This is a genomic window from Bartonella sp. AP88HLJMH, from assembly GCF_042195605.1.
In the GTDB taxonomy this organism is placed as follows: Bacteria; Pseudomonadota; Alphaproteobacteria; order Rhizobiales; family Rhizobiaceae; genus Bartonella.
Genome location: NZ_JBHIOR010000001.1, coordinates 121252 through 146231, shown reverse-complemented (window position 1 = coordinate 146231; position 24980 = coordinate 121252). Strand labels below are relative to the sequence as shown.

12 protein-coding genes and 1 pseudogene are annotated in these 24980 nt (G+C 36.5%); 4 read left to right on the top strand and 9 right to left on the bottom strand.

The window, feature by feature from the left end; all coding sequences use genetic code 11:
- Positions 1–28: 28 nt before the first annotated feature.
- From ACFIMA_RS00520 to gyrB, 6 genes are all read right to left on the bottom strand, one after another.
- On the bottom strand, positions 29–151 hold the full coding sequence (locus ACFIMA_RS00520; protein ID WP_375612792.1) for a hypothetical protein: 123 nt from the start codon (positions 149–151) through the stop codon (positions 29–31).
- A gap of 804 nt (positions 152–955) precedes the next feature.
- Positions 956–1675, bottom strand: a complete 720-nt coding sequence (locus ACFIMA_RS00515; protein ID WP_375612793.1) for a sulfate transporter family protein — start codon at positions 1673–1675, stop codon at positions 956–958.
- A 1887-nt stretch (positions 1676–3562) separates the two neighbouring features.
- Positions 3563–4984 (bottom strand): bifunctional phosphopantothenoylcysteine decarboxylase/phosphopantothenate--cysteine ligase CoaBC, encoded by a 1422-nt coding sequence (gene coaBC / locus ACFIMA_RS00510; protein ID WP_375692989.1) that lies wholly within the window; start codon positions 4982–4984, stop codon positions 3563–3565.
- A 68-nt stretch (positions 4985–5052) separates the two neighbouring features.
- Entirely contained in the window at positions 5053–6639 is a 1587-nt protein-coding gene (ubiB, locus tag ACFIMA_RS00505) for a 2-polyprenylphenol 6-hydroxylase (RefSeq protein ID WP_375692990.1), read from the bottom strand.
- A gap of 2 nt (positions 6640–6641) precedes the next feature.
- The gene (gene ubiE, locus ACFIMA_RS00500) at positions 6642–7424 is read right to left on the bottom strand and encodes a bifunctional demethylmenaquinone methyltransferase/2-methoxy-6-polyprenyl-1,4-benzoquinol methylase UbiE (protein WP_375612796.1); all 783 of its coding nucleotides are present in this window, start codon (positions 7422–7424) and stop codon (positions 6642–6644) included.
- A 118-nt stretch (positions 7425–7542) separates the two neighbouring features.
- Entirely contained in the window at positions 7543–9975 is a 2433-nt protein-coding gene (gene gyrB, locus ACFIMA_RS00495) for a DNA topoisomerase (ATP-hydrolyzing) subunit B (protein WP_375692991.1), read from the bottom strand.
- A 1257-nt stretch (positions 9976–11232) separates the two neighbouring features.
- Here gyrB and ACFIMA_RS00490 point away from each other — a divergent pair.
- Positions 11233–12138, top strand: coding sequence for a transporter substrate-binding domain-containing protein (locus ACFIMA_RS00490; protein ID WP_375632130.1), 906 nt, complete (start codon positions 11233–11235; stop codon positions 12136–12138).
- Between the two features lie 11 nt (positions 12139–12149).
- Here ACFIMA_RS00490 and ACFIMA_RS00485 read toward each other — a convergent pair whose 3' ends face one another.
- A complete protein-coding gene (locus tag ACFIMA_RS00485; RefSeq protein ID WP_375677695.1) occupies positions 12150–13682 on the bottom strand; it encodes a YifB family Mg chelatase-like AAA ATPase in 1533 nt (510 codons plus the stop codon).
- Between the two features lie 408 nt (positions 13683–14090).
- On the opposite strand from ACFIMA_RS00485, the gene ACFIMA_RS00480 reads away from it, so the two are divergent.
- The 3 genes and pseudogenes from ACFIMA_RS00480 to ACFIMA_RS00470 form a co-directional block, all read left to right on the top strand.
- The gene (locus tag ACFIMA_RS00480) at positions 14091–16055 is read left to right on the top strand and encodes an autotransporter assembly complex family protein (protein ID WP_375692992.1); all 1965 of its coding nucleotides are present in this window, start codon (positions 14091–14093) and stop codon (positions 16053–16055) included.
- Entirely contained in the window at positions 16055–20713 is a 4659-nt protein-coding gene (locus ACFIMA_RS00475; protein ID WP_375692993.1) for a translocation/assembly module TamB domain-containing protein, read from the top strand. The genes ACFIMA_RS00480 and ACFIMA_RS00475 overlap by 1 nt, the downstream gene beginning before the upstream one ends.
- A 438-nt stretch (positions 20714–21151) precedes the next feature.
- A pseudogene (locus ACFIMA_RS00470) lies at positions 21152–21429 on the top strand (integrase arm-type DNA-binding domain-containing protein); the annotation flags it as partial.
- A gap of 1238 nt (positions 21430–22667) precedes the next feature.
- On the opposite strand, the gene ACFIMA_RS00465 reads toward ACFIMA_RS00470, so the two are convergent.
- Positions 22668–22805 (bottom strand): hypothetical protein, encoded by a 138-nt coding sequence (locus ACFIMA_RS00465; RefSeq protein ID WP_375620869.1) that lies wholly within the window; start codon positions 22803–22805, stop codon positions 22668–22670.
- A gap of 151 nt (positions 22806–22956) precedes the next feature.
- The gene (locus tag ACFIMA_RS00460) at positions 22957–24723 is read right to left on the bottom strand and encodes an ABC transporter ATP-binding protein (RefSeq protein WP_375692994.1); all 1767 of its coding nucleotides are present in this window, start codon (positions 24721–24723) and stop codon (positions 22957–22959) included.
- Between the last annotated feature and the right edge of the window lie 257 nt (positions 24724–24980).

The window sequence follows — 24980 nt, the reverse complement described above, 5'->3', positions numbered from 1 at the left end:
TTTTGCATGATTTGAAAGAATATAGAACTTAAGCAGTCACATTTGCTTTACCGGTTGAACAAAGGAGTCTATTTAATACTTTTATCAGTGTACGTATAGCTTGTTTTTTAATTTTTAATTTTTCCCATATCATAACAATCATATGCATCATGAAGAGTATTCCCTATAATAAATTTCTCATAAGTTCTAAGAACTTACATGTTTGTATTTTTTACTTTGGTGTTAAAATTTACTCCTTGCGATGGTTAACAAACGCCTTATTTTTTAATAACAATGAATATCCAATTAATCATTCGTATCAACAGTTTTGAAGAAAAGAAACCTTATAGTATAAGGCGCTAACAAGGCTAAAATAATCCATTAAAGATAATGAATACAATAACGCTGTATTAGCGAAACGCTAACATCAGAGCAAGATTTTTTTCAAAAGGTTTCTTTAAAGCGCACGCTTTTTACAATTAAAATAGAATACGCTCAAAATACCATTATATTACTCATTTACGTGCTTGTTTTACACAGATATCTTTCAATAATTTCCAAAACTCTCTTATGAAGAGTATACACTCTCCATGAATGGTATAAAAGACATTATGCTATCCGTTTTTACTGAAATAGAAGGTACAAAGCGGCACCATCATATTCTTTTTCAGTTTTCAATACGACGATAATGTTTGCATTAAGAGGATTCATATAAAGATATTTCACGCCTTTTTGAAAGTACTTTTATCCGCACACCACCTCCATTTATGAGATATTAACAAACGATTTCAATTGATCCAATATGAATAGGATTAAAATGAGAAACCCTCATAATATTTAGGTTTTTCACTCATGTTGTGAAACGATAAGTTATCATTATAAATCAATATATTGCTTTAATAAAAGATAAAGCATAAAATTTTATATTATGCTTTCTTTGGCTGGCAAGTTTTATTAACCTTAAAGTCAAGGAACACTATTTTTGTGTAATGCGTGCTATGGTCTTTTGGGAAAGCATTTTGTGTAAATGTGTCATAAAGGCGGCGGCAAAAAGCGGTGTTGCTAGATTAATAATAGGAATCGAAACAAAAATCGCTATCAATAATCCTGCGCCAAAAACTGTTGTGTAATGAGTATGTAAAAAAGCACGCGCATTTTGCTCTGTTCGAAAACGGTAAGCAGCAAACAAGAAATATTCATGACCAAGCAAATAACCATTAATAAGATAAAAAGCAATTAAATTAATACCTGGTATGAAGAATAAAATAAAAGCAATTCCATTACCAAGAAGGCTTAAAATAACAAATTTAAAGGAAATGATAAGAGAACGCTGAAACGGCAAAGCTTGTCCAATAGGCTCGTTTGGATAATCCTCCTTTTCAATGATTTCAGCAGCAGAGTCAATGAAAAAACCACCAATCATAGCTGTGATGGGTGCAATCAAAAAAGCCAACAAAAGAGCCAACCCAAGATTAAAGATGATAAGCATGCTAAAACCAATCCATCCCGCCCAACTAGGGAGTCCAGGAAGAAATTGAGCAATCCAGGGCCAAAAGTAAGACACAAAAAGTTGGTGCACACATAACCATAAAATGGTGAGAATGAAAAAAGTAACCCCCAATGCTTTCAGTATCATAATACGATATTGCGAGGTCAGAAGACGTTGTAAAGCACGATAAGCAGCAGTAAAAATCATAGATTAATAAACTAAGGAAAGAAGCAAAAAAAACAAGAAATATATTTAAAGTATGTACAGTGTAATTTTTTCTTTCTTTGAATTACAAGATTTTTTTCAAGAACATTATAAAAAACGGTTAAGGTTTCTTTGTTAAAAATAAAGTTTGAATGAATAGAAATTTTGATTTTTAAAAACAAAGAAGAATTTAAAAAGTAGCTGTTGTAGAAGAAATTTTTAGTATTTTTGTACATAGTGTAGATTATTGCGTTTATATGATATATGTAAAAAATTAAGGAATAAGAACTATTTGGGAGAAAAGTTGTTTACTTCTATTTATTCAGTAGAGTTATCTAACTTCGTTTATCTAAGTGCTTAATTGTTTTGCACAATTCCTAAAATTCTGTACTTTTCTACTATTTGGCGGCATGCTTTTGCCTCTCGCTTTCAAAAAAATATTGAGTTCAATGGAATAGGGGTAACGTAGTAGCTCCGTAGATATTCTAATTTTGGGCAACAGAATGATTAATATGATAGAAGTGGAAAAAATAAGCTTAGGCGATTGACTGTCAGATCCCATAGAAGAGCAGTTTTTTGAGAAGAAGCAAAGAAAGGGAGAAACCACGGATGCTTAAAAATGATGAGATTTTGAATTTTAAAAGCCATAAGTGCAATGAAGTCAGCATTCATTGAAGCACTTTTCATACAAGTGGTGCACTGTATCAAATAATTTTTAAATAATAACACCACTAATTTATCGAAGAGAATTGATCATTTTCAACTTGAATAAGAATCCCAAATATAGAAATATTCTTTAATTTCAAAGACTCTATTCAACATCAAAAAATTATTTACGTACACATTATAGGCGAGACCAATGTATGGATACAAAGCTTTCGATAAAGGAATAAAAATGCTTCTCATGAAACATCACAATGTGAGGATATCATGGATAAAATTCTAGTTTTTGTGGTCTTGGTATTCTGAAGAGAGGACACACACATTTAATCTTAAAGACCGATCACTGAGGAAAATAATAAAGGCTTCAGTTTCATAAACTTATAGACAGTGGTGCAGTGAACTTTGTCTACACTCTTTATAAGCGTCAGTGTGAGATATGCTTCAAATTGCATTGAGATGTTATAATATCATTGATTTATACATTATTTTTCATAGCGAATAAGAGCTCAAAATAAAGTTGTCATATTTTCTCATTAGCTGCTCTCATCATGAAACAATCAAAATCATTTATTTGCATATTATAAATATGACCAATATGGGGATAAAAACATTGAAGAAAGAAAATGCTTTTTATAAATTTTATCCATTACAAGAGCTTTGTCAAAATTGATGGTAGCCAAAGTGAATGATAGCTTGTTTTTTATAAGCTGGCGAGACAGTGGTGCAATAGATTCTACTTTTATGAAGGCTAGGGTGAGATAGGATTTTTTTAAAAAACATTCCCCAACGCTCATCATACCCACTTCGCAACAGCGTTTGTGAATGGTCTATGGGTAAAGCTCTCGTGAATAATATAAAACTTATAGGGCATCACTAACTTTACGCTTAATAAAAAGAGCATGCTGGCACCATCATCCTCAGTGTTGTCCGAGACAAGCCCTTGGTTCTTGAGACGGTCCATTATAAGCGCTTTTAGTTCTTTCTGAAACGTTTTGTATTCATACAGTTATCCTTGTTTACAACGTGCAAGAAAATGATTTTTATTGATTCAACATGAGAGAGATTGGGAATGAGAGAATCTTATGATATCTGGGATTCTAATTTAATATGAACAATGCGATATTATCATTATAAACCAGAAATATTATATACTAATTGAGATGGATAGACACATATTGTCAGTTCTATTTTATAAGGTGTTTTAATATCAACGCGTTTGAAGAGTTCTTATTTGCAAAGGGGTATATTTTCCTCATGAGGAGTAGGTGTTTTGGGGGCAAGAAATGATACAATAACGTTTGCTAATTTTTGCGCTACGTGTTGTTTACTCATATGGGGCCATTGTTCAACTTTTTTTCTACTTACGAGATAAACTTGATTTGTATCAGCACCCATGACACTTGTACCATCTAGTTGAAGAGAAATATCATTAGCAAGAATGAAATCAGCTCCTTTTTCAACACATTTTTTTTGCGCATTGGCAATGATATCACATGTTTCAGCAGCAAAACCAATGACCAATGAGGGGCGGTTTGGAGCGTGTCCAATCGTTGCTAAAATGTCAGGATTTTCGACCATATCAAGGGATGGTGGTAATTTATGAGCATTCTTTTTAATTTTGTGTAAAGACTGCGTTTGACTGCGCCAGTCACAAACAGCGGCAACAAAGATGGCGCCATCAGCAGGCAATGCGGTTTGAACGGCTTGTAACATCTGTTGTGCTGTTTCAACATGAATGGTTTTTACTTCTTGTGGGTCTGCGAGATTAACAGGTCCACAAATAAGTGTTACTTTTGCACCCAAATGTGCAAGAGCGGTTGCGATGGCATGACCTTGTTTACCTGAAGACCGATTAGCAATATAACGCACTGGATCAATTGGTTCATGGGTAGGGCCAGAGGTAACGATGAAATGGCGGTCAGAGAGAGGTTTTTCATGCACATTCAAAAGAGTCTCTATGGTAGCGACAATAGTTAAAGGTTCGCTCATGCGTCCATATCCTATCTCGTCACGTTCAGCCATATTTCCGATTTCTGGTCCGATGATATGAACGCCATCTGCGCGCAATTGTGCAACATTGCGAATAGTGGCAGGATGCGCCCACATGGACGGATTCATGGCGGGTGCAATTAAGAGTGGACAGCGTGCCGCTAAAAGAATGCAATCAGCCAGATCATCTCCTATGCCATTGGCTATTTTTGCAATGCGATTGGCTGTAGCAGGGGCTAAAATAATAAGGTCAGCATTACGTGCTAATCGGATATGTCCGATATCGTGTTCTTCTTCGCGTGAAAATAAATCAGTATATACAGTACCACCGCTTAAAGCTTCAGCGGCTAAAGGCGTAATAAATTTTTGCGCTGCTTTTGTTATTACAACTTTTAAGTGTGCTCCACGTTCTTGTAAACGGCGAATCAAATCAAGTGCTTTATAGGATGCAATACTTCCACCAATAATAAGAAGAAGAGATTTTGATTTCAATGATTTCACTTCAACAGAACTAGCATGAAGGGGTTGTGTGGTGAGAGGAGAGGGATTGCTTAAAAGGCGTCGGACTTCTTCTTCCATAGAAATACCATTTTGCGCGGCGCGTATGCGTAAAGCTTCTTTGGTTTCAGGAGACAGGTTACGAATGGTAATACTGGCCATAAAATACCTCCAAGAAATAAAATGATTGCAATGATTTCATTGTTGATATTTTTAGCATATTAAGGAGATTAGAAAAGGTGAAAAAAGTAAAAAGTAAGACAAGCGCAACAAAGTGCAATGATGAAAAGACTATAACGACCATAACGGTTTCTGTGACTTTGTTCTACAGCAAGTTGTTTGAGGGTAGCAGGAGAAAGATTAAAACCTGTTTTTCTCATTTGATTGAAATCTTCTTCTATTTGTTGGAAATTTTGAACCAATTGTGGTGTTTTGCGTGCCAGCGAAAGGAGAGCTTGTGCTCCTTCACTAAAGTCTTTTACAACGCCTACGGGTCCTAAATTTTTACTAATCCATTCTTTGACAACGGGTTCAGAAGCTTTCCACATATTAAAAGTGGGGTCTAATGTGCGGGCAACGCCTTCCACAACAACCATCGTTTTTTGCAACAATAAAAGTTCAGGTCGCGTTTGCATGTCAAATAATTCAGTGACTTCAAACAATAAAGTGAGCAATTTAGCCATGGAAATGCTTTGTGCTGATTGTCCGTGAATTGGTTCGCCAATAGCGCGGTTGGCTTGCGCAAAGCTTTCGATATTATGGTGTGAAGGAACATAACCTGCCTCAAAATGGGCACGTGCAACCCGATGGTAATCGCGGGTAATAAAGCCATAAAGAATTTCAGCAAGGAAATGCTTTTCTTTTTTACCAAGCCTTCCTGTAATGCCTAGGTCAACAGCAACAATACATCCTTTTTCATCTACAAATAAATTACCAGGATGCATATCGGCGTGAAAAAAACCATCACGCAATGTATGGCGAAGAAAAGATTGAATAAGCGTAATAGCGAGCGCCTTCAAATCAAAACCTGCTTCTTTAAGTTTGGAAATTTCGGATATTCTTATACCATCAATCCATTCCATTGTAAGAACATTACGTCCTGTCCGTTCCCAGTCAATACGTGGAACCCGAAAGCCTGTATCATGTTGAATATTTTCAGCCATTTCAGATATAGCTGCTGCTTCTAAGCGTAAATCCATTTCAAGTCGTGTTGTTTGTGCTAAAGTATCCACCACACAAACAGGACGAAGCCTTCGAGAGGCAGGGATATAGCGCTCTTGTAAATGAGCAATGAGATAGAATCCTCTAAGATCTTTAGAAAAACGTGCTCTGATATTAGGACGAATAACTTTTACAGCACATTTTTTCTTATGGCCAGTTTCATCACTGTATTCAGCTGGATGAACTTGAGCAATAGAAGCGGCGGCAATGGGGGGATAAAAATTTACGAATAAATCATCAATAGAGCGACCAAGAGAACTTTCAATTTGAGCAATAGCGGCAGTGCAAGAAAATGTTTGGACACGATCTTGTAGCTGTGACAAATCTTCCGCAATATCACGCCCAACAATATCAGGTCTTGTGGCAAGAAATTGACCAAGTTTTATGTAAGAGGGTCCAAGCTTATTAATGGCATATGAAATATTTTCAGATCGCTGTTTCTTTTTTGTTTTGCGTCGTGCTAATGCACTCGCTATACGATGACATAGCGCTGGAAATCCTTGAAGATCATCATGAGGAAGAGCACTTAAAACACCTTCACGTGTTAAAACCCATCCTGCACGCATCAATTGAAAGTAAGGGGAAATTTGCACCATTTTTAAATTTTCCAACCTGAATGCAGCGCTGCAATCGCACCGGTGAGATTGCGGTACGATACCCGCGAAAACCCCGCATGCTTGATCATATGGGAAAAATCATCTTGCTTAGGAAATTTGCGGATAGATTCAACCAAATAACGATAAGCATCGCCATCATTTGCGATAAATTGACCCAGCTTAGGGATAGCATGGAAAGACCAAAGATCATAAATTTTATCGAGCCAAGGCATCTCGACATTTGAAAATTCTAAACATAAGAAACGTCCACCGAGCTTTAAAACACGAAAAGCTTCTCTAAGAGCTTGATCAATATGAGGAACATTGCGAATTCCAAAAGCAATCGTGTAAGCGTCAAAGCTTTGATCTTCAAAAGGTAGATTTTCTGCATTGGCTTCAACAAAATCAATCAGAGGGGCAAGACCATTTTTTTGTGCGCGTTTTTTGCCAACGCTGAGCATTGAGCCATTAATATCAAGCACTGTAGCATGGGCTTTTTGGCGTGAAGCATTAAGAATACGAAAAGCAATATCACCTGTACCGCCAGCGACATCAAGAACTTTCCAATGAGAAAGTGCTGGTGGGGAAAGCCAAGCAATCATGGAATTTTTCCACACACGGTGTAGCCCTAAGGATAAGATATCATTCATCTTGTCATAATTTTCAGCAACAGAATGAAACACACCATCCACCATGGATTGTTTTTGTGTTTCATCTACTATTGTAAAACCAAAAGAGTGCTCCATGCCACCCTTGGTTCCTACACGTTCTGTTTCAATTGCCATGTATATGATCTTCCTTATTTTTCTTTTATCGTAAATGAAATAGAGAGGGAATGTTCAACTACGAAAAAACAACGTATAAAACTACGACGTTTACACAGCCAAAAACAGAAGAGTACCTTTAGATATCAAGATTGGCAACGCTTAAGGCATTGTCTTGAATAAAAATACGTCTAGGTTCAACTTCATCACCCATGAGACGAGAAAAGAGTGAATCTGCATCGGTTGCATCATTAATTTTTACTTGTAAAAGAGAACGTGCATTGGGATCAAGCGTTGTTTCCCAAAGTTGTTCAGCATTCATTTCCCCAAGACCTTTATAACGTTGAAGAGTAACACCTTTTTTACCGTTTGTAAAAATGCTCTCTAAAAGGCTCATAGGACCAAAAATACGCTCTGTTTTATCTTTGCGACGTAAAAGAACAGGAGGATGATATATGTCGATAAAATTTTGAGAAATGCGATCAATTTGGCGTGCGTCAGTTGAATTTATAAGTCCCACATCAAGCGTAACAACATCTTTAACACCACGCAAAATACGCTCAAAACATAAACTTCCATCTTCTGTATATCGTCCACTCCAACCTTGTTCCATATCATCAGCAATCAGATTAAGGCGGTGTGCTGTAGTATCTGCTATTTTTTGCGCTTTTTCTTGTGTTGCAAAGACTTCAAGATTAAAAGCGCCAGCAATTGCTGCTTGTTCAACAATATTACGGTCATAACGGGTATGAAGACCATTTAAAAGTTGACGTAATATACGAGCATCTTTAGCGAGTTGATACAAATCAGCCCCTGCACGAACTTCTCCCGTTGAAAGCTCAAGCGTTGTTTCTTCTAATCCAGTATCGATCAAGAATTCTTCAAACGCTGCTTCATTTTTAATATATTGGGAAGATTTTCCACGCGATACTTTATAAAGAGGAGGCTGAGCAATATAAAGATGTCCACGTTCAATCAACTCGGGCATTTGTCTAAAAAAGAAAGTGAGCAGCAGAGTACGAATATGGGCTCCATCAACGTCCGCATCCGTCATGATAATAATCTTATGATAACGTAATTTATCTGGTGAAAATTCATCCTTACCGATAGATGTTCCAAGAGCTGTAATAAGTGTTCCAATCATATCAGATGAGAGCATGCGGTCGAAACGTGCTCGTTCAACATTGAGGATTTTACCACGAAGGGGTAAAATTGCTTGATTTTGACGTGAGCGCCCACTTTTTGCTGAACCGCCAGCCGAATCCCCCTCGACAATAAAGATTTCTGATTTTGCGGGATCTCGTTCTTGGCAATCGGCAAGCTTTCCTGGTAGAGAAGTGATATCAAGTGCCCCTTTTCGTCTTGTGAGTTCACGTGCTTTGCGTGCTGCTTCACGTGCTGTTGCAGCTTCTACCACTTTACTAATGAGAAGTTTTGCTTCATGAGGATGTTCTTCCAGCCATATTGAAAGACCTTCATTGACCAAACTTTCAACAATAGGGCGCACTTCAGAAGAGACTAACTTATCCTTTGTTTGTGAAGAAAATTTTGGATCAGGAACTTTGACAGAAAGAATAGCTGTTAATCCTTCACGGCAGTCATCACCGGTTAAGTTCACTTTTTCTTTTTTAGCAATACCTGAAGATTCAGCATAGCCATTAATTTGGCGTGTAAGGGCACTTCTGAAACCTATCAAATGCGTTCCACCGTCACGCTGAGGGATATTATTGGTAAAACACAAGACCTTCTCATGATAGGAATCATTCCACCACAGGGCAACATCAACGCTCATACCATCCTTTTCACTTGCAATATAAATAGGAGTATCAAGCAGAGCTTTTTTTGATTGATCAATATATTTCACAAACTCTATTAATCCACCTTCATAATGCAATTCAACGGATTTAATATCAGCATGACGCTCGTCAACAAGAAGAATATAAACCCCAGAATTTAGAAAAGCTAATTCCCGTAAACGACGCTCTAAAGTTTCAAAATCAAACTCAACCATAGTAAAGGTTTCAGAGCTTGGTAAAAATCTAATTTCTGTTCCACTTTCTTGATCGCAATCGCCAACAACTTTTAATGGAGTATCAGCTACCCCGTGGGTAAATGATATTTCATGAATTTTACCATTGCGTTTGATTTGCAATTTAAGCCAAACGGATAATGCATTCACAACAGAGACGCCAACACCGTGTAATCCGCCTGAAACTTTATAAGAGTTTTGATCAAACTTTCCACCGGCATGAAGCTGTGTCATAATAACTTCAGCGGCAGAAATACCTTCTGTTGGATGGATATCTGTCGGAATTCCACGTCCATTATCACGAACAGAACAAGAACCATCAGCATGGAGTGTGACGTTTACAAGAGTTGCATGACCGGCTAAAGCTTCATCGATAGCATTGTCTACAACTTCATAGACCATATGGTGTAACCCCGATCCATCATCAGTGTCACCGATATACATACCAGGACGTTTGCGTACAGCATCAAGACCTTTGAGAACTTTGATAGAAGCGGCATCATAGTTATTGCTTTGTGCTGGTGAGGTTATTTCATCACTCATAAGTTAGTCCATTCCTGTGTTCAATTTACAATATTTTATCCGCTTTCTTTAAAGCTCAATGTTCTGATCAGTTATTTATGGAATAACCACATTAAATATTTACCGTATATCAGATCTAGATTCAATATCTGTCGATATATAATGGAGAGAATGATAAAATGATAGTGTACTGTTATGCTGTAAAACACTAGGGCGGTGATATAAGGCGAATAAACACTTATGACTTATACAAAAAGCTGTTTCATAAACGATGCTATTTACTTTGTTTATTTTTGCATATGCGTAATGTTTCAGAATTAGTTATGCATTTTTGTGTTACACTAATAAAGGTCTCACTTGTTTTATCCATAAATCAATTTTTCAATCCTAATTCTACCATATATTTAAAACAAAGGTTGCGAGCTCTCTAAGCAGTTCAAACTTTTGTATGTTAGATTGAGGCGAAAATATTGTGTATATTGGTTTGCGTCATCTTTAAAATGTGAAAAAAGCTTCATTTGAGGAAAATATAAATGCGTAAATGTAAAAACACGTTTCCACGATCATCTTTTATATTCAACTTTACATTTTAAAAAAACGTCTACGGTGATGTTTTTGAATAATGAGGGTAATGACGAATTATCTTACGCTTTTGTTTCTTGCATTCTCGTGAGGTTGCATCGCTCATTCAAAACAAAACGCCATTGTACTGTTTATTCACGCGCTTTTTTAAGGAGCATCTCTCAATGTTCCCAAACTCATTTTACAACGATGTTTGAATAGTATAACGCAAAATACCCTGTGAATACTACAAGATTTATGTCCCCCATCTTTCCCATCGTGACAATAAAGTGCAAATCAGAATCATCATTTTATTTTTCAGCTCTTAAATGTTGATGCAACCTTAATGTTGAGAAAACCATCGGCATTTGAGAGGTATTTTTACTCTTTTCTTCAATAGTATCTATATACTTCCCAGGTTGTGATACGCAAGGAAATGGTCTTAATATTTTAAGGTACGCGGGATATTTTGATAAAATAAAGTGTACCACTAAAGTATATACAGCTTATTTCTTATATTAAAAAATTAAATCGCTTTTCTCTAAAATTACTTTTTATATATTCATTTTGGAAAATTAACATCAGAAATCTAAGCATTTTCAATGGTTTCAAAAATAGCAAGAATTTTATTTATTAAACGCCAGATATTTTGGTGAAGTGCGTTAGATAATAGTTAAGAAGTGTTGCATCTTAGTTTTGAAAAATGGGGGAGAGATTTTGAAAATAAAAAAATCTATATATGTGAAACATCTTCAATTGCGTTTACAGTACTTTTTATTCAATAATCCATACAATATTTTTATTCGTATTTTATTTGTAGCGGGGGGGGTTCTATTTTCCTCTTACGCAGAAGCTGAAAGGTTGCCTTCTTTTTTTGATTCGCATGAACATTTGGTACAACCTGATACAACGGATATCTTTCGTTTGCGTTTTGTAACAACTTTTGATTTTCCTCCTTTTAATTTTATTGATCAATCGGGGTATCTTGCAGGTTATAATATCGATTTATTGCGCGCTATTTGCTCAAAATTAAAATTAGAGAAGCTTTGTGAAATAGAAGTGATTCCTTGGAAAGAGCTTGTAGAACATGTTAAAAATGGTGGTGCAGAAGTCATTATTGCGGGTTTAAAAGAAACAAGTAAAACCCAGCAAGATCTTGTTTTTACAAAGTCATATTTGCGCTTTCCAGCGCGATTTGTTGCTTCTCGACGTTTAAATCTCGATGAGCCAATAAGTGATCAATTGATACATTTAACCAGTGGTGTTTTGTCTAAAAGTGTTCACGAAAAACTCTTTCAATATTATTTTCCTAAAGCCAAATGGCAAGGGTTTAAAAAGAGAGAAGAGCTCTATAAAGCATTACAAGAGCGTAAAATTGACCTTATTTTTGATGATGGATTTGCTTTATCATTATGGTTCAAAAAACAAAAATCTGTTGATTGCTGCCATTTTGTTGGGGGGGCATATATGGCGCCACAGTTATTGGGGCAAGGAATGCAGCTTGCTGTTGCAAAAAAGAATGAAAAATTGGTTGATATACTCAATTATGCGCTGAAATCTCTAGAAGAGGATGGTAAACTTACAGAACTTTATTTGCGTTATTTTCCAATAAGTTTTTATTGATGAGTAGTTTTTTAATTAAGGGCTGTTAATCTTTCTGCGCCTAGTCGATAGGAAATAGCTTCTGCGAGATGATAGCGTGAAAGAGTATCTGATCCGTCAAGATCAGCAATTGTGCGTGCAACTTTGAGAATGCGATGATAAGCGCGTGCGGAGAGGTGCATTTTTTCACTCACATCTCGTAAGAGTATGGTCGCACTTTTATCAGGAATGGCAATCTGTTCTATAATTTTGGCAGGGCAATCGCCATTGGTACGAATATGATCAAACCCCATTGTTGAAAAACGTTTAGCTTGAATGGTACGGCACCGTGCGACGCGTTTGGCAACGTCGCAGCTTTTTTCTGATTGTTCTGGTTGCATAAGGTCCATAGCCGTCAAAGCAGGGACATCAATCCGTAAATCAATTCGGTCAAGCAGAGGACCAGAAATACGGGACTGATAATCGATTTGACAGCGTATCCCTTTAGGGCAAACATGGTCTTTTTCGCCTGCCATACCACAACGGCAAGGATTCATTGCGGCAATAAGTTGGAAGCGAGCAGGATAACTAATATGGTGATTAGCGCGGGCGATAACTGACTCCCCACTTTCTAAAGGTTGACGAAGAGAATCAAGAACCCGTGGAGAAAATTCAGGCAATTCATCAAGGAATAACACACCATTATGAGCAAGGGAGACCTCTCCCGGTCGTCCTTTAAGCCCTCCACCAATCATTGCGGCCATGGAAGCAGAATGATGTGGGGAACGAAAGGGGCAATGAAGTGAAATGGTCTTATGAACCGTTTCTCCTGTAATAGAAGCAATCAGAGAGACATCTAAAAGCTCACGGCTATCAAGAGGTGGCAAAATGGAAGGTAAGCGTTGCGCTAGCATAGATTTTCCAGCACCAGGGGGACCTACAAACAAAAGGTTATGGCGTCCAGCAGCACAAACTTCTAAGGCACGTTTGGCTGTTTTTTGTCCTTTGATTTCGCAAAGATCTGGAAGTTCAGTTTCGATAGTATATTGGCGCGGTTGTGGACGTTTTTGAATTTGGGTTCCTTTGAAATGGTTGACTATAGTGAGCAGAGTCTCTGGAGCAAGAATATTTATTTCTGCATTTGCCCATGCTGCTTCAGGTCCACATTGGAAGGGACAAATCAGTCCTTTATCGAGTGATAAAGCTGTCATGGCAGCTGGTAAAACACCATTAACAGCGGTAAGTGAACCATCCAGTGATAATTCTCCTAAAATGATATAGTCTTGAGCTACTTCGGGAGGGAGGATTCCCATAGCAAGCATTAAGCCTACGGCGATTGGCAAATCATAATGCGATCCCTCTTTAGGCAAATCAGCTGGTGCAAGATTAATCGTAATTCGTTTAGTAGGCATAGAAAGTCCACAAGCGTGGAGGGCTGCTTGTACACGTTCACGGCTTTCTGCAACTGCTTTATCAGCTAATCCAACAATAGCCATTCCTATTTTACCAGACGAAATCATAACCTGTACATCGACAGGGACTGCCTCTAGACCGCGAAAAGCAACAGTTGTAATACGTGCGATCATTTATTTATTTTCCCCCTTTAGACTTGGTAGAGACAATCATATCTATTTATAAAAATCAAGAAGCATCTCTATAGCTTTTTTTATAGAGAGAACTATATACGTGGGCAGTTTTTTAGCATTCCCATGGAAAGTCATTTGTACAAATTTAACCATGATGATATGGGACGCAATAAAACATTTATAATAAGCTAAATAAATATGTTAAGAAAAAAAGAATGAGGCTGTTCGTGTTATACAACAGTGCAAAATTTTATGAAAATATAAGGGGAGGATAACGTTATGTATCGCAGAGTGTTATTTGATGTGATAAAACGTGTAAAATGTGCAAAGTAATTATATTTACCTTTCTTATTTTTATATTATTTAAAGCGTAGTAGATGCAAAGTGTATTATAAGGTATCTGATTTTATGGTATACCAGACAAGAATTTTGTTAAAATCAGGGACTGTGCGCTGTGTATTTATAGGCTTGTGTTTTACTTTTTCTTTTCCACAGCCACTTGCTGCATTTGATTTTTTCGGCATCCCTCTTTTTGGTCAAAAGAAAACAAATTCTTCTTCACATTATGCCAAAAGTACAGAGAAATTTTATAAAGTTGATGTTGTTGCACCGCCAGGTGCACCATTAGAAGGTATAAAAATAGTTAAATCTGTTTCTTCTCTTGTTGCTGATAAAGAGAAAGCATCCGCCAGTTCTTCTGGTTTGCTCGCCAAGGCGCGTTCAGATTATCGAGCAATTCTTTCTGCTCTTTATGCTGATGGACGCTATGGTGGTGTTATTAGCATTAAAATTAATGGCTTAGAAGTCGCTGATTTAAGTCCGGTAACTCAACTTCCAGCACAATCGAATATCGTTATTACAATTAATGCTGGTCCACAATATGTTTTTAGTATTGCCAATATTGATAAAGTAGCTCCGTTTGAAAAACGTAAAGCGCATAAAATGCCCACAATTGAAGAATTGGGCTATAAAGTTGGGGCTATTGCTAAATCTGAAACCATTTTGAAAGCAGAAAAATGGGCGATAGAAGGATGGCGGCAACAAGGTTATGCTAAAGCTAAAATTATGAAGAGTGAAGTCGTGGCTGATCATGCTACATTGCGTGTTGAAGGACGGATTGTTGTTGGTCCTGGACAAAAGGCTTATTATGGTCCTTTAAGTGTGCGTAATATAAGTAAGAAACCACGTGTAGATTCAGCTTATATCGCGTGGATGACCGGATTGAAACCAGGGCAGATATACGATTCTGATGCGTTAGCTAAGGCAAATGAACGTCTTGCGCGCCTTGGTGTTTTTCGTGCTATCAATATACGTGAGGCTGATACTATTAATCTAGATGGTAGTTTACCGCTTGCACTTGTTGTACAAGAACGTAAACCGCGTCGTTTTGGTGTAGGCGGTAGCTATTCAACTTTAGACGGTGCTGGTTTTGAGACTTATTGGATGCATAATAATCTTTTGGGTCATGCAGAGACTCTTAAAATTGAAACAAAAATAAGTGGTGTTGGTAGCAATAAAAAGCAATCATATAATTTTAAAAATTTTGATTATCTTTTCGGTGGTACATTTGTAAAGCCTGGTGTACTCACGCCAGATACAGATTTCAGATCAGAATTAAAAATACAACAAGATGTTTTAGAAAATTATACGACAAAAGCCATCAAAGGAAAATTAGGTATTACGCATATTTTTAATGGTAATCTATCGGGACAGGCTGCTGTAGAAGTTTCAAATGGTTATTCACGTGATATCTATTTTGGGAGCCGTAATTTTACAACAATCGGTTTCCCTAGCGGCTTGATTTACGATAGTCGTAATAATAAGTTTAATGCAACAAAAGGTTTATATGGTGAAGTTTTCATTGAGCCTTTTTATGAGATGCGTTTTAGCAACTTTGTTGCAAAAGTAACAGCAGAAGGTCGTTCTTATTGGGCGTTGGATGAAGGGGATCGTTTTGTTGTTGCTGCGCGGGCAAAGCTTGGTACAATTCTTGGGAATGATACAGCACAAGTACCCGCAAATACGCTTTTTTTTGCTGGTGGTGGGGGCTCTGTTCGTGGTTATGCTTACCGTAATATTGGTATCAAAACAGAAAATGATGGGGTTGTTGGTGGACGGGCGCTTATTGAGGGGTCAGCAGAATTGCGTGTTTCTTTAAATGATAAAATAGGGTTTGTCAGTTTTCTTGATGGAGGTTTAGTAGGGGAAAAAGCAAATTTTGATTTTTCTCAAAAAATTAAATGGGGAGCCGGTATAGGAGGTCGTTATATGACGGGTCTTGGTCCTTTACGCGTTGATTTAGCCTTTCCTTTAAAGAGAGAGAAGGGTGACCCTCGCATTGGTTTTTATGTGGGTATAGGGCAAGCATTTTAATGAAAAAAGGTGTATGTTTATCAGCTTTCTTCTTTGTATTTTTGTTTTTTGGGGTGGGTAGTTTTGTTTTTGCGCAAAGAGGAGACATTCTTCCCTCTAGCGAAATGAAAACAGATGATCGCTCATGGTTTGTTTCTTTAATTGAACGAAAGCTTTCAGCGCCTAATCGTCAAGTTCGTTTACACAATATGCAAGGGACACTGTCTTCTCAAACATCAATTGACACTATTACTGTCAGTGATAAAAAAGGGGTTTGGCTTAAAATTACCAATGCTACAATGGATTGGAATCGTCTAGCGTTGCTGAGAGGGCGGATGGATATTAACCAGCTTTCGGCAGAACAGGTTACATTTTTACGCAAACCGCAAGGCAATTCTTCTTTTGTTTCTTCCCTTGAGACTGGTAAATTCTCTTTACCAAAATTACCGCTTGCTCTTTCTATCAATACGCTTACAGCTCAACATGTGACATTTGAACAGAATCTTTTTGGTTTTTCTGCTGATATGTCCTTAAAAGGCAATTTCACCTTGGCTGGTGGTAATTTTGATGTCGATATAGCGGCGCATCGTTTAGATGCACCGGGTTCTTTTTCTGTTCTCACCAAGATATCTGATAGTAATCGTACAGCTCAAATTGATATTTCTGCTAACGAACCACAAAATGGTATTTTGGCGAATATTTTTAACATTGAACAACGTCCAGCATTAAGTCTCGTCGTGAAAGGTGATGGTACTTTTGATGATTTGGTTATCAAACTTTCTTTAGAGTCCGATCATCATTCTATTTTAGATGGTAATGTTATTCTTGCAAGTGTTCCAGAAGGACAGAGTTTTTCTACGAAATTAGAGGGAACACTGAGCCCTTTAATACCTGTTCAATATCGTAGTCTCTTCGAATCTGATATAACATTAAAAGCAAAGGCAAGAAGAACAAAAGAAGGTGTGACACACCTTGATCAGATGGTTATTCAGAACAAAGCAATGAATGTTATAGCCAATGCTGAAATAACCGCCGATGGATTCTTGCGACGGCTTTTTGTTGATGGCAAAATGGCTCTTGATAACGAAAAGGAGTCTATTCATTTACCTATATCAGAAGTGCCAAAACCTGCGAATACTCTTGCTTTGAACATTGACTATGGTCGCGAAGGTCAACAATCTTGGAATGGGCGGTTGGTTGTAAATCATTTAAGCAATAAAAATATTTATATTCGCGATGCAATTTTTGATATGGGAGGAGTAAGCGAAAATCTTGATAATGCAGCTTCTCGTCATGTTGGTGTTCAGGTTAAAGGGACGCTTCAAGGGGTTAAAAAGATTAAGGGAGCGTTAGTAGAAAATTTAAGCCAAGCGGTTCATGTGCATTTAGATACGGATATTGTTTCGAACAAACCAATTTTGATTCATGATCTGAGTGTTACGGCTCAGGGTTTTTCTTCTTGGTTAAAAGGGACAATGGAGAATTTTGTTTTTAAAGGCGATCTCGGTTTAAAAGCTCAAACATTAACTCCTTTGGAAGTGTTCAGTAAACAATCACTTTCTGGTAGTGCAGATATTAAAGCCAAAGGAACGATCAGTTTATTGAGTGGCATTTTTGATCTCCAATTATCAGGAATGGCTGACGATATGAAAATAGGCGTGCAGTCTTTTGATCGTTTATTCAAAGGAAATACTACTCTTTCAGGTGGCACTGCTCGAAATACAATGGGCTTCACTTTACGTCATTTTAATTTGAAAAATCAATATGCAAACATAAAGGCTGATGGTTATTTTTCAGATGAAAGCGCTAAAATGGATCTATCTGCTCAAATATCTGATTTGTCCAAATTAGATCCGAAGATAAGTGGTGCACTTACAATTCAAAGTACGGCGAGAGGGCGCAATAGCCATATAAAACTAAATACGCGTGCCCATATTTCTGAAGCATTAATTGTAGGGAAGAAACTTCAAAACACAACATTTAACATAGATGCATTTGTAGATAATACAGCACCAGTTACTTCTTTAACAGGGGTGGTAAAGGGTGAAGGAATTTTTGCTAAGAAACCTTTGCATTTATCGGCCTCTTTTGAAGATTCTCATAAAATTCGAAAACTTGAAAATATCGATATTAGAGGGGGAAGTGCAAAAATAACGGGTGATCTTTCTCAACAACTTGGCGGTTTTTTGAAAGGAGCGCTGCATATTGATGCCGATGATATTTCCGTACTTTCAGCGTTATTTTTGCAGGATGGTAGTGGAAAAGTAAAAGGAGATTTTATTTTTGATGAACAAAATGGCAGACAAAAAACCAATGTGAAGGCGCATGTTAACCATTTGAATTTTTCCAAGAATAAAATAAAAAAATTGGCAATAGATGCTGACATATTCGATCCTTTTGGCATGACTCAGTTTGAAGGAGTTATCAATGCAGAACATATTCAAACACCTTTGGTAATGGTCAATCGTTTAAATGCTCACGCTGATAGGAATAATGGACAAACGGTTTTTACTGTCCAGGCGACGTTGCATGATACTCTCAATGCACGGCTTTCTGGTCGTTTAATGGTTGAGGAACTTCCAGAAAGTATAAAACGAGAAGTGCAAATTGAAGCTGTGGACTTAAAACAACATACTTTTCATGCGACATTGCCGAAGCCATCTATAATCTCTTTTGATAAAGATGGAATGACAATCAATGAATTAGGAATTGCAATAAATGGGGGCAACATCATCTTAGCAGGAAATATTCAAGATACCCTGAATTTACAACTTACAATGAATGCCCTTCCTGCTACTTTAGTCAATTTGTGGAAATCCGATCTTGGTGCAGCAGGGAGTGTAACAGGGCAGGTTATGATTCGTGGTCATTTAAAAAAACCTGATATAACTTACGATATAAAAGGTGAGGGACTGACAACCGTTGCTTTTCAAGATAAAAAAATTATGCCTTTTTCTCTTTCTGCCACGGGAAACACTGTAGATCAAAATCTTACTTTGAATGCAAATTTAACAGGAGAAGGAGTACAAGCACAAGCTCAGGGGCGTGTATCTCTAGAGAAAAATGCGCTTGATCTTCATATTAATTTGCAAAATTTATCTGCACGTTTGGCGAATGGTTTTATTGCAGGACAAGCGCTTGATGGGACAGTGATAGGTAAAGTTGATATTGGTGGAACAATGAAGGATCCATCTGCTCATTTTGAGCTTTCTAGTCAAAATTTAACCGCTATGACGCATAAAGGACCGATGTCAATCAATATAAATGCTCGTGGTTCTTATAAAAAATCGACATTTCATATTGAAAATATGATAGCTACTGGAGATAAAGGATTAGATCTTTCCATCCATGGGCCTGTATCTCTTAATGGTTCAGAGGCAAAATTAAACGTTAAAGGGATAATGCCTCTTGATTTTGTTAATCTCTTATTAGCTAAGCGTGGTGCACATATAACGGGTACAGCAAGAATTGATACAGCTCTTAATGGGTCATTATCAAAACCACAATTGATAGGAAATATTTCTATAGGCGACGGTAGCTTTTTTGATTCACAAACAAATGTAGGATTAAATAATATAACGATTGAAGGCAAATTGAAAGGTGATCATATCCTTATAGAAAAAGCTTCAGCTTCTTCGTTTGAGGGGGGAGGAATTTCTGCTTCAGGTCGTATCTCTAATGGTCTAGAGACAGATTTGATATTTCATCTTGATAATGCCAATTATAATGATGGTTCTATGATTCTGGCAACATTATCAGGTGAGATGACAATGACAGGTCATTTTTTAAATAGTCTTGTTCTTGGTGGTGATATCATCGTTGAAAAAGCTGAAGTTTTTGTTCCTGATCATTTTAAAAGTGCCAAGTTTCTTGATGTTAGAAATAAGAATTTAACTAAATCGATTCAAACAACACTTGAACGTGCTGATGTTAAGAACACGAACAAAAGCAAAAGCCGTATAGTTACACAAGAATCTTCATCTGTCGTGCTATCAAACATGCGTATTACAGCACGCAATCAATTTTTTGTACGCGGAAAAGGCTTAGATGCTGAACTGGGAGGACGCATTAATCTAGCAGGTCCATTGAATGATGTGCATCCAGTTGGTGAATTTAGAATGATTCGTGGACGTTTTGATATCCTGTCGCAACGTCTTAATTTTGATCAAGGACAAGCGAGTTTTAGTGGTAATCTTAATCCTACGGTTTATTTTGTAACCAACAATAACAGTGGTGATATTCGTGTCACTGTAACTGTAAGTGGGACGGTTGATAATCTTGATATTAATTTTTCATCACAACCAAATTTGCCTCAGGATGAGATTTTGGCGCGTTTGATTTTTAATCGCTCTCTTAATGAATTATCACCATTTCAGATTGCTCAACTTGCAGCAGCAGCGGCTGATCTTGCAGGTAGTTCTAATACATCTTTGTTGAATACTTTACGAACTAAAATTGGACTTGATGATCTTGATGTTATCGTTAATGAGAAGGGGAATACAGGCTTACGTATTGGACGCTACATACACAATAATATTTATTTGGGTTTTGAAGCAGGGTCTGATGGAACGACGAAAGGGACAATTAATTTAGATATTTCGCGTCATCTCAAAGCTAAAGGTGCCATAGGAAATGAACAAAATTCTAGTATAGGTCTCTTTTATGAAAGAGATTATTAAAGATTGAATTTTAAAAAAACAATTTCTTCGTTTTGTCTCTCATTTCTAAATCTGAGGAAGGAGGCATAGACTAGAAATCCTATAAAAGAAGAAGCTTTTTGTTGAGGCGTGAAGAGATATATCTGAAATATTCGATTTTTGTTATGCTATTCTCTAAAGGGACAAAATCTTCACGAAAGATAGTATGTTATTTTGCTGCTATATATTTATTTTAGAGAAGTACCTTACCTTGTTTTCAAGCCCATATCGTGCTGTTGCCTAAAGAATGGAGTCTGTGCAATATATTGATTTATAAAGATAATTTATTGTTATTCAACTTGAATTAGAACTTTGCATATCGTACGAATCTCTTTCGTATTGAATCAATCAAAACCATTCGGTTTGTATACTACAAGCGGAGAATCCTGTGTGGATAAAACTATTAAGAAATGACTAAAAATGCCTCTTATGAATCATCTCGAGAGCTAAGAGCTGTCGCAACATTAGGAGTTGGCAGAATAGTGTGAATGGTGCCGGCTTGTTACTCCATAAGCGTAAAGATAGGGCAGCTTAATGGATTTATCATTATACAATTCACGGACGTTATCGCGAAATGGGCTTGGGGAAGACTTTGAGAGAGATTTCTTTAAAACAAGCAGGTGAATTTGCAACACAATGGCATTCTGTTTTTATGTGAAGGACATGATTCCATTAAAGACCGTCAAAAACGTGAGGCAAGCAGAGAATTCATAAGATATCGATTTTATTGTCAAACGCATTTAAAGCAATATTTTTTAATAATAAAAATTACCTATTATTTTAGATTTTTGTTTATTGTGTCTTGAATGAGATCACTTTTCTTATAACGAATAGCTCCGCGAACAGAGTACTCCAAAATATAACATTATTGTATTGCAAGTTTATGTACTTGTTTTAAAGCAACATTTCTCAGTGTGCGCTTGAGTCTATTTCATAAGATTGCTTGTGAAATGGTATAAAGTACCTCTTATGAATGGTATAAAATCCACACTACCATTATTAATAAAGGTATAAGTATTTACTAAAGCTATAAGCCGGCATTATCATTCTATTTTCCAGCTTCTCATGTTGCTGACAATCTTTTCACTTGAAAGTGTAGAGGTATTTTTATTGCTTATCTTAAGAGTTTTTATGCATATACCAATATCTCTTATGACGTACAACAAGCGCTTTTGATTGATTCATCATAAATATAAAGAAAATTTGCAATAAGCAAATTACATCTTATCTTTTGTTTAAGATATAAAATAACAAATTATGATTATAAATCAAAGTATTAAAATGTATATTAAAAGATATTTTTGTAAAAATATTTATCAGAATTATATGTCGTATTTTTCTATTTTAGCGGTTAAAAGAAAGAGGAATGTCATTTTGCTTTTCATCTGTTTTTTTTACATATTGAAATTATAGCCTTATATAGGCACTAACGTTGTGCATTTATAAACTCTTCAAGCAGTTAAGGTATTGGAGGAATATCATTTTAGTTTCTAAATGTAGAAAAAACAGCAAAGCTTGCTTTAAAGCAAGCTACAACAGTAAAAAAGTTTTATAATAAAACCTCTCTTATTTTTTCAATGTTTTTCTTTTAAACGGAGTGTATCTATAATTTGCAACACAATTTATAATTGTTAGCTTATTCTGTTGTACCATAAAAGACCGACATTTGAGGTGTGGTGATATAAGGTATGTAAGCCTTTTTGACACAGTATTCTGAAAGCACGTGGTGAATATTTAGGGTAAGCCTTGTATAAGTGAATCACATAAGTTGTTATCAAGAGGAATGAGCTCAATAAAAATCTAGATTGTTTACAGATCAGATTGGGTAGAGTCTTTGTCCTTTAAAAGTTGTGTGGAGAAAAAAATTATCAGTGCAGGGATAAACACGGATAAAGGTTGTATTAATCCAGATTCATCATCATCCGCGATAATTTTTTCAAACTTTTATGCTTTCTCTTTCAGGATTCACAACACTTATGAATGTTTCAACACTTATTTGAGGAAGGGAAGGGGTTTTTGAAATTTCATGGTTAAAGTCAATTGCATTCAACAAAATAGCGAGTAAAGTTTTCATCTAAATCCAAGAAGTTTATTTTCAATAAACCATAAATTCTTTGCCAACTTTGATTAAAGTAATGCTTTTTCGTGGTAACAAGTCTTTTTTATAAATGGAGCATTACCTTCTATCCATTTTTTATTTCAAATTTTATTTAAGGATCTAGAAATTAGGAGGTATGTTTTTTGAACTGGATATTATGAAGTTTTTTATAAAACCCATGTTCTTTTGCTAGCAATTCTTTTTGGGTACCTTGTTCAATCAGTTGTCCATTTTGTATGACCACAATTTTATGAGCACGAGCAATCGTTGAAAGGCGATGAGCAATAATGATTGTTGTGCGTCCTTTAGTAAGGTGGTGAATGGCTTCATTAATTTGTGCTTCGGTGTGTGAATCGAGCGCACTTGTTGCTTCATCAAGAATCAGAATTTCACTATCGTGAATCATTGCTCTAGCGATAGCGAGTCGTTGTTTTTGCCCCCCTGAAAGATTACAGCCATTATCACCTATCTGTGTATCATAACCATTTGGCAAACTCATAATAAAGTCATGAGCATTTGCTGCTTTTGCTGCTTCGATAATTTCGTCATCACTAGCTCCTTCTTTTCCTAGCCCGATATTATATTTAACAGTTCCTTGAAAGAGAAAAGTATCCTGTCCTACATAGGCCATCAGGTTTCTCAGAGAGCGAAATGTTGTGTAGCGAATGTCTTGATCATTAATCAATATGCGTCCTTTTGTGGGGTCATAGAGGCGCATAATAAGGTTGATAAGGGTTGATTTTCCCGAACCGGATGGTCCCACCAATGCTGTCATTTTTCCGGCTTCTATTTCTAGATTGATGTCTTTCAATATCATTTTGTTATTAGTGTATGCAAAAGAAACATGTTCGAAACGAATAGTTCCTTGCGTTTTATTCAGATCTTTAGCTTCTTTATGTTCTATAACTGTAAGGGGACAATCGAGTATTTCAAACATCGTACGGATATTGACCAAGCCAGATTCAATTTTAACACGTACATTTGCTAGTCTTTTTGCGGGTTCATAAGCTAAAAGTAAAGCAACAATAAAGGACATAAATTCACCTTGAACACCTGCGCGTTGGGTTGCAAGATAACCGGAAAAACAAATAATACCTGCAATGGCAACACCCGTGAGTGTTTCCATAATTGGATTGGTAATAGCTTCGAGTGTTGCAATACTGTTTGTTTGTTTTTCAACATCACAAATGGCTTTGTCCATCCGTTTTTTCATGACTTCTTCTAGTGAAAAGGCCTTGATGATTCGAATACCAACAGCCGTTTCCTGTACGATTTTGATAATTTCACCAAGTGAAAGGAGCTCTTTTTCCATCAAGCTGCGAACGCGTTTTAAAGCCATTCGAACGCCTAAAAAAGCTAGTGGTCCTACGATTAAAGTAATGGAGATTAACACAAAGTTTTGAATGAACATGACAAGCAACAGACCACTAACGGAAAGCAAATCACGTACAAAAGTTGTGATAATAGTATCAATTATATTACGTACGGCTGTCGCGTTATGAGTTACACGAACAAGAAGATCAGATGAAGTGTTATTATGATAAAAAGAGACTCCTTGTTCCATAAGTCGTGCAAAAATTTTACGCTGTTGTTCAGCAATGATACTATTGCCTGCTTTGTTTAGAAAGTAAGTTTGGAAAAAAGTTGCAACTCCTTTGAGAATAAAGATAAAAGCAATGAAGCTAGAAATCAAAACAATCATAGGAAAATTTTGTGCATCAATAATCTGATTAACAACATCCCGCATAATCCATGCACTGGTTGCTGTGGTACAAGAAATGATGATCATTGAGAAGATAGCCGCACTGTACCAACGCATATGTTTACGAAAATTTTCTCGCAAAAGGCGGATAATAAGATGTTTGTCAAAAGAGGAAATTTGTTTTTTAGCCATGAAGAGCTTCTATATTCTCTCATTATTTTATGCAAGATTGAAACACTCTTAATTAAAAAGCCCCTTAATCTTTTTTACAAAAATAGCTTTTTCTTTCAAGGTTCATCACATCAATTTCACGACGGTGAGAGTGAAGAATGTAGTGCAAAGTTTCTGTGAAAGGTATAACGAAAATTCGTTGTTCATCATTATTTTTAGTTTTCAATAAAAGGTACCGGCGAGTTTCTCTATTGTATTTACCAATTTCCATATTGTGA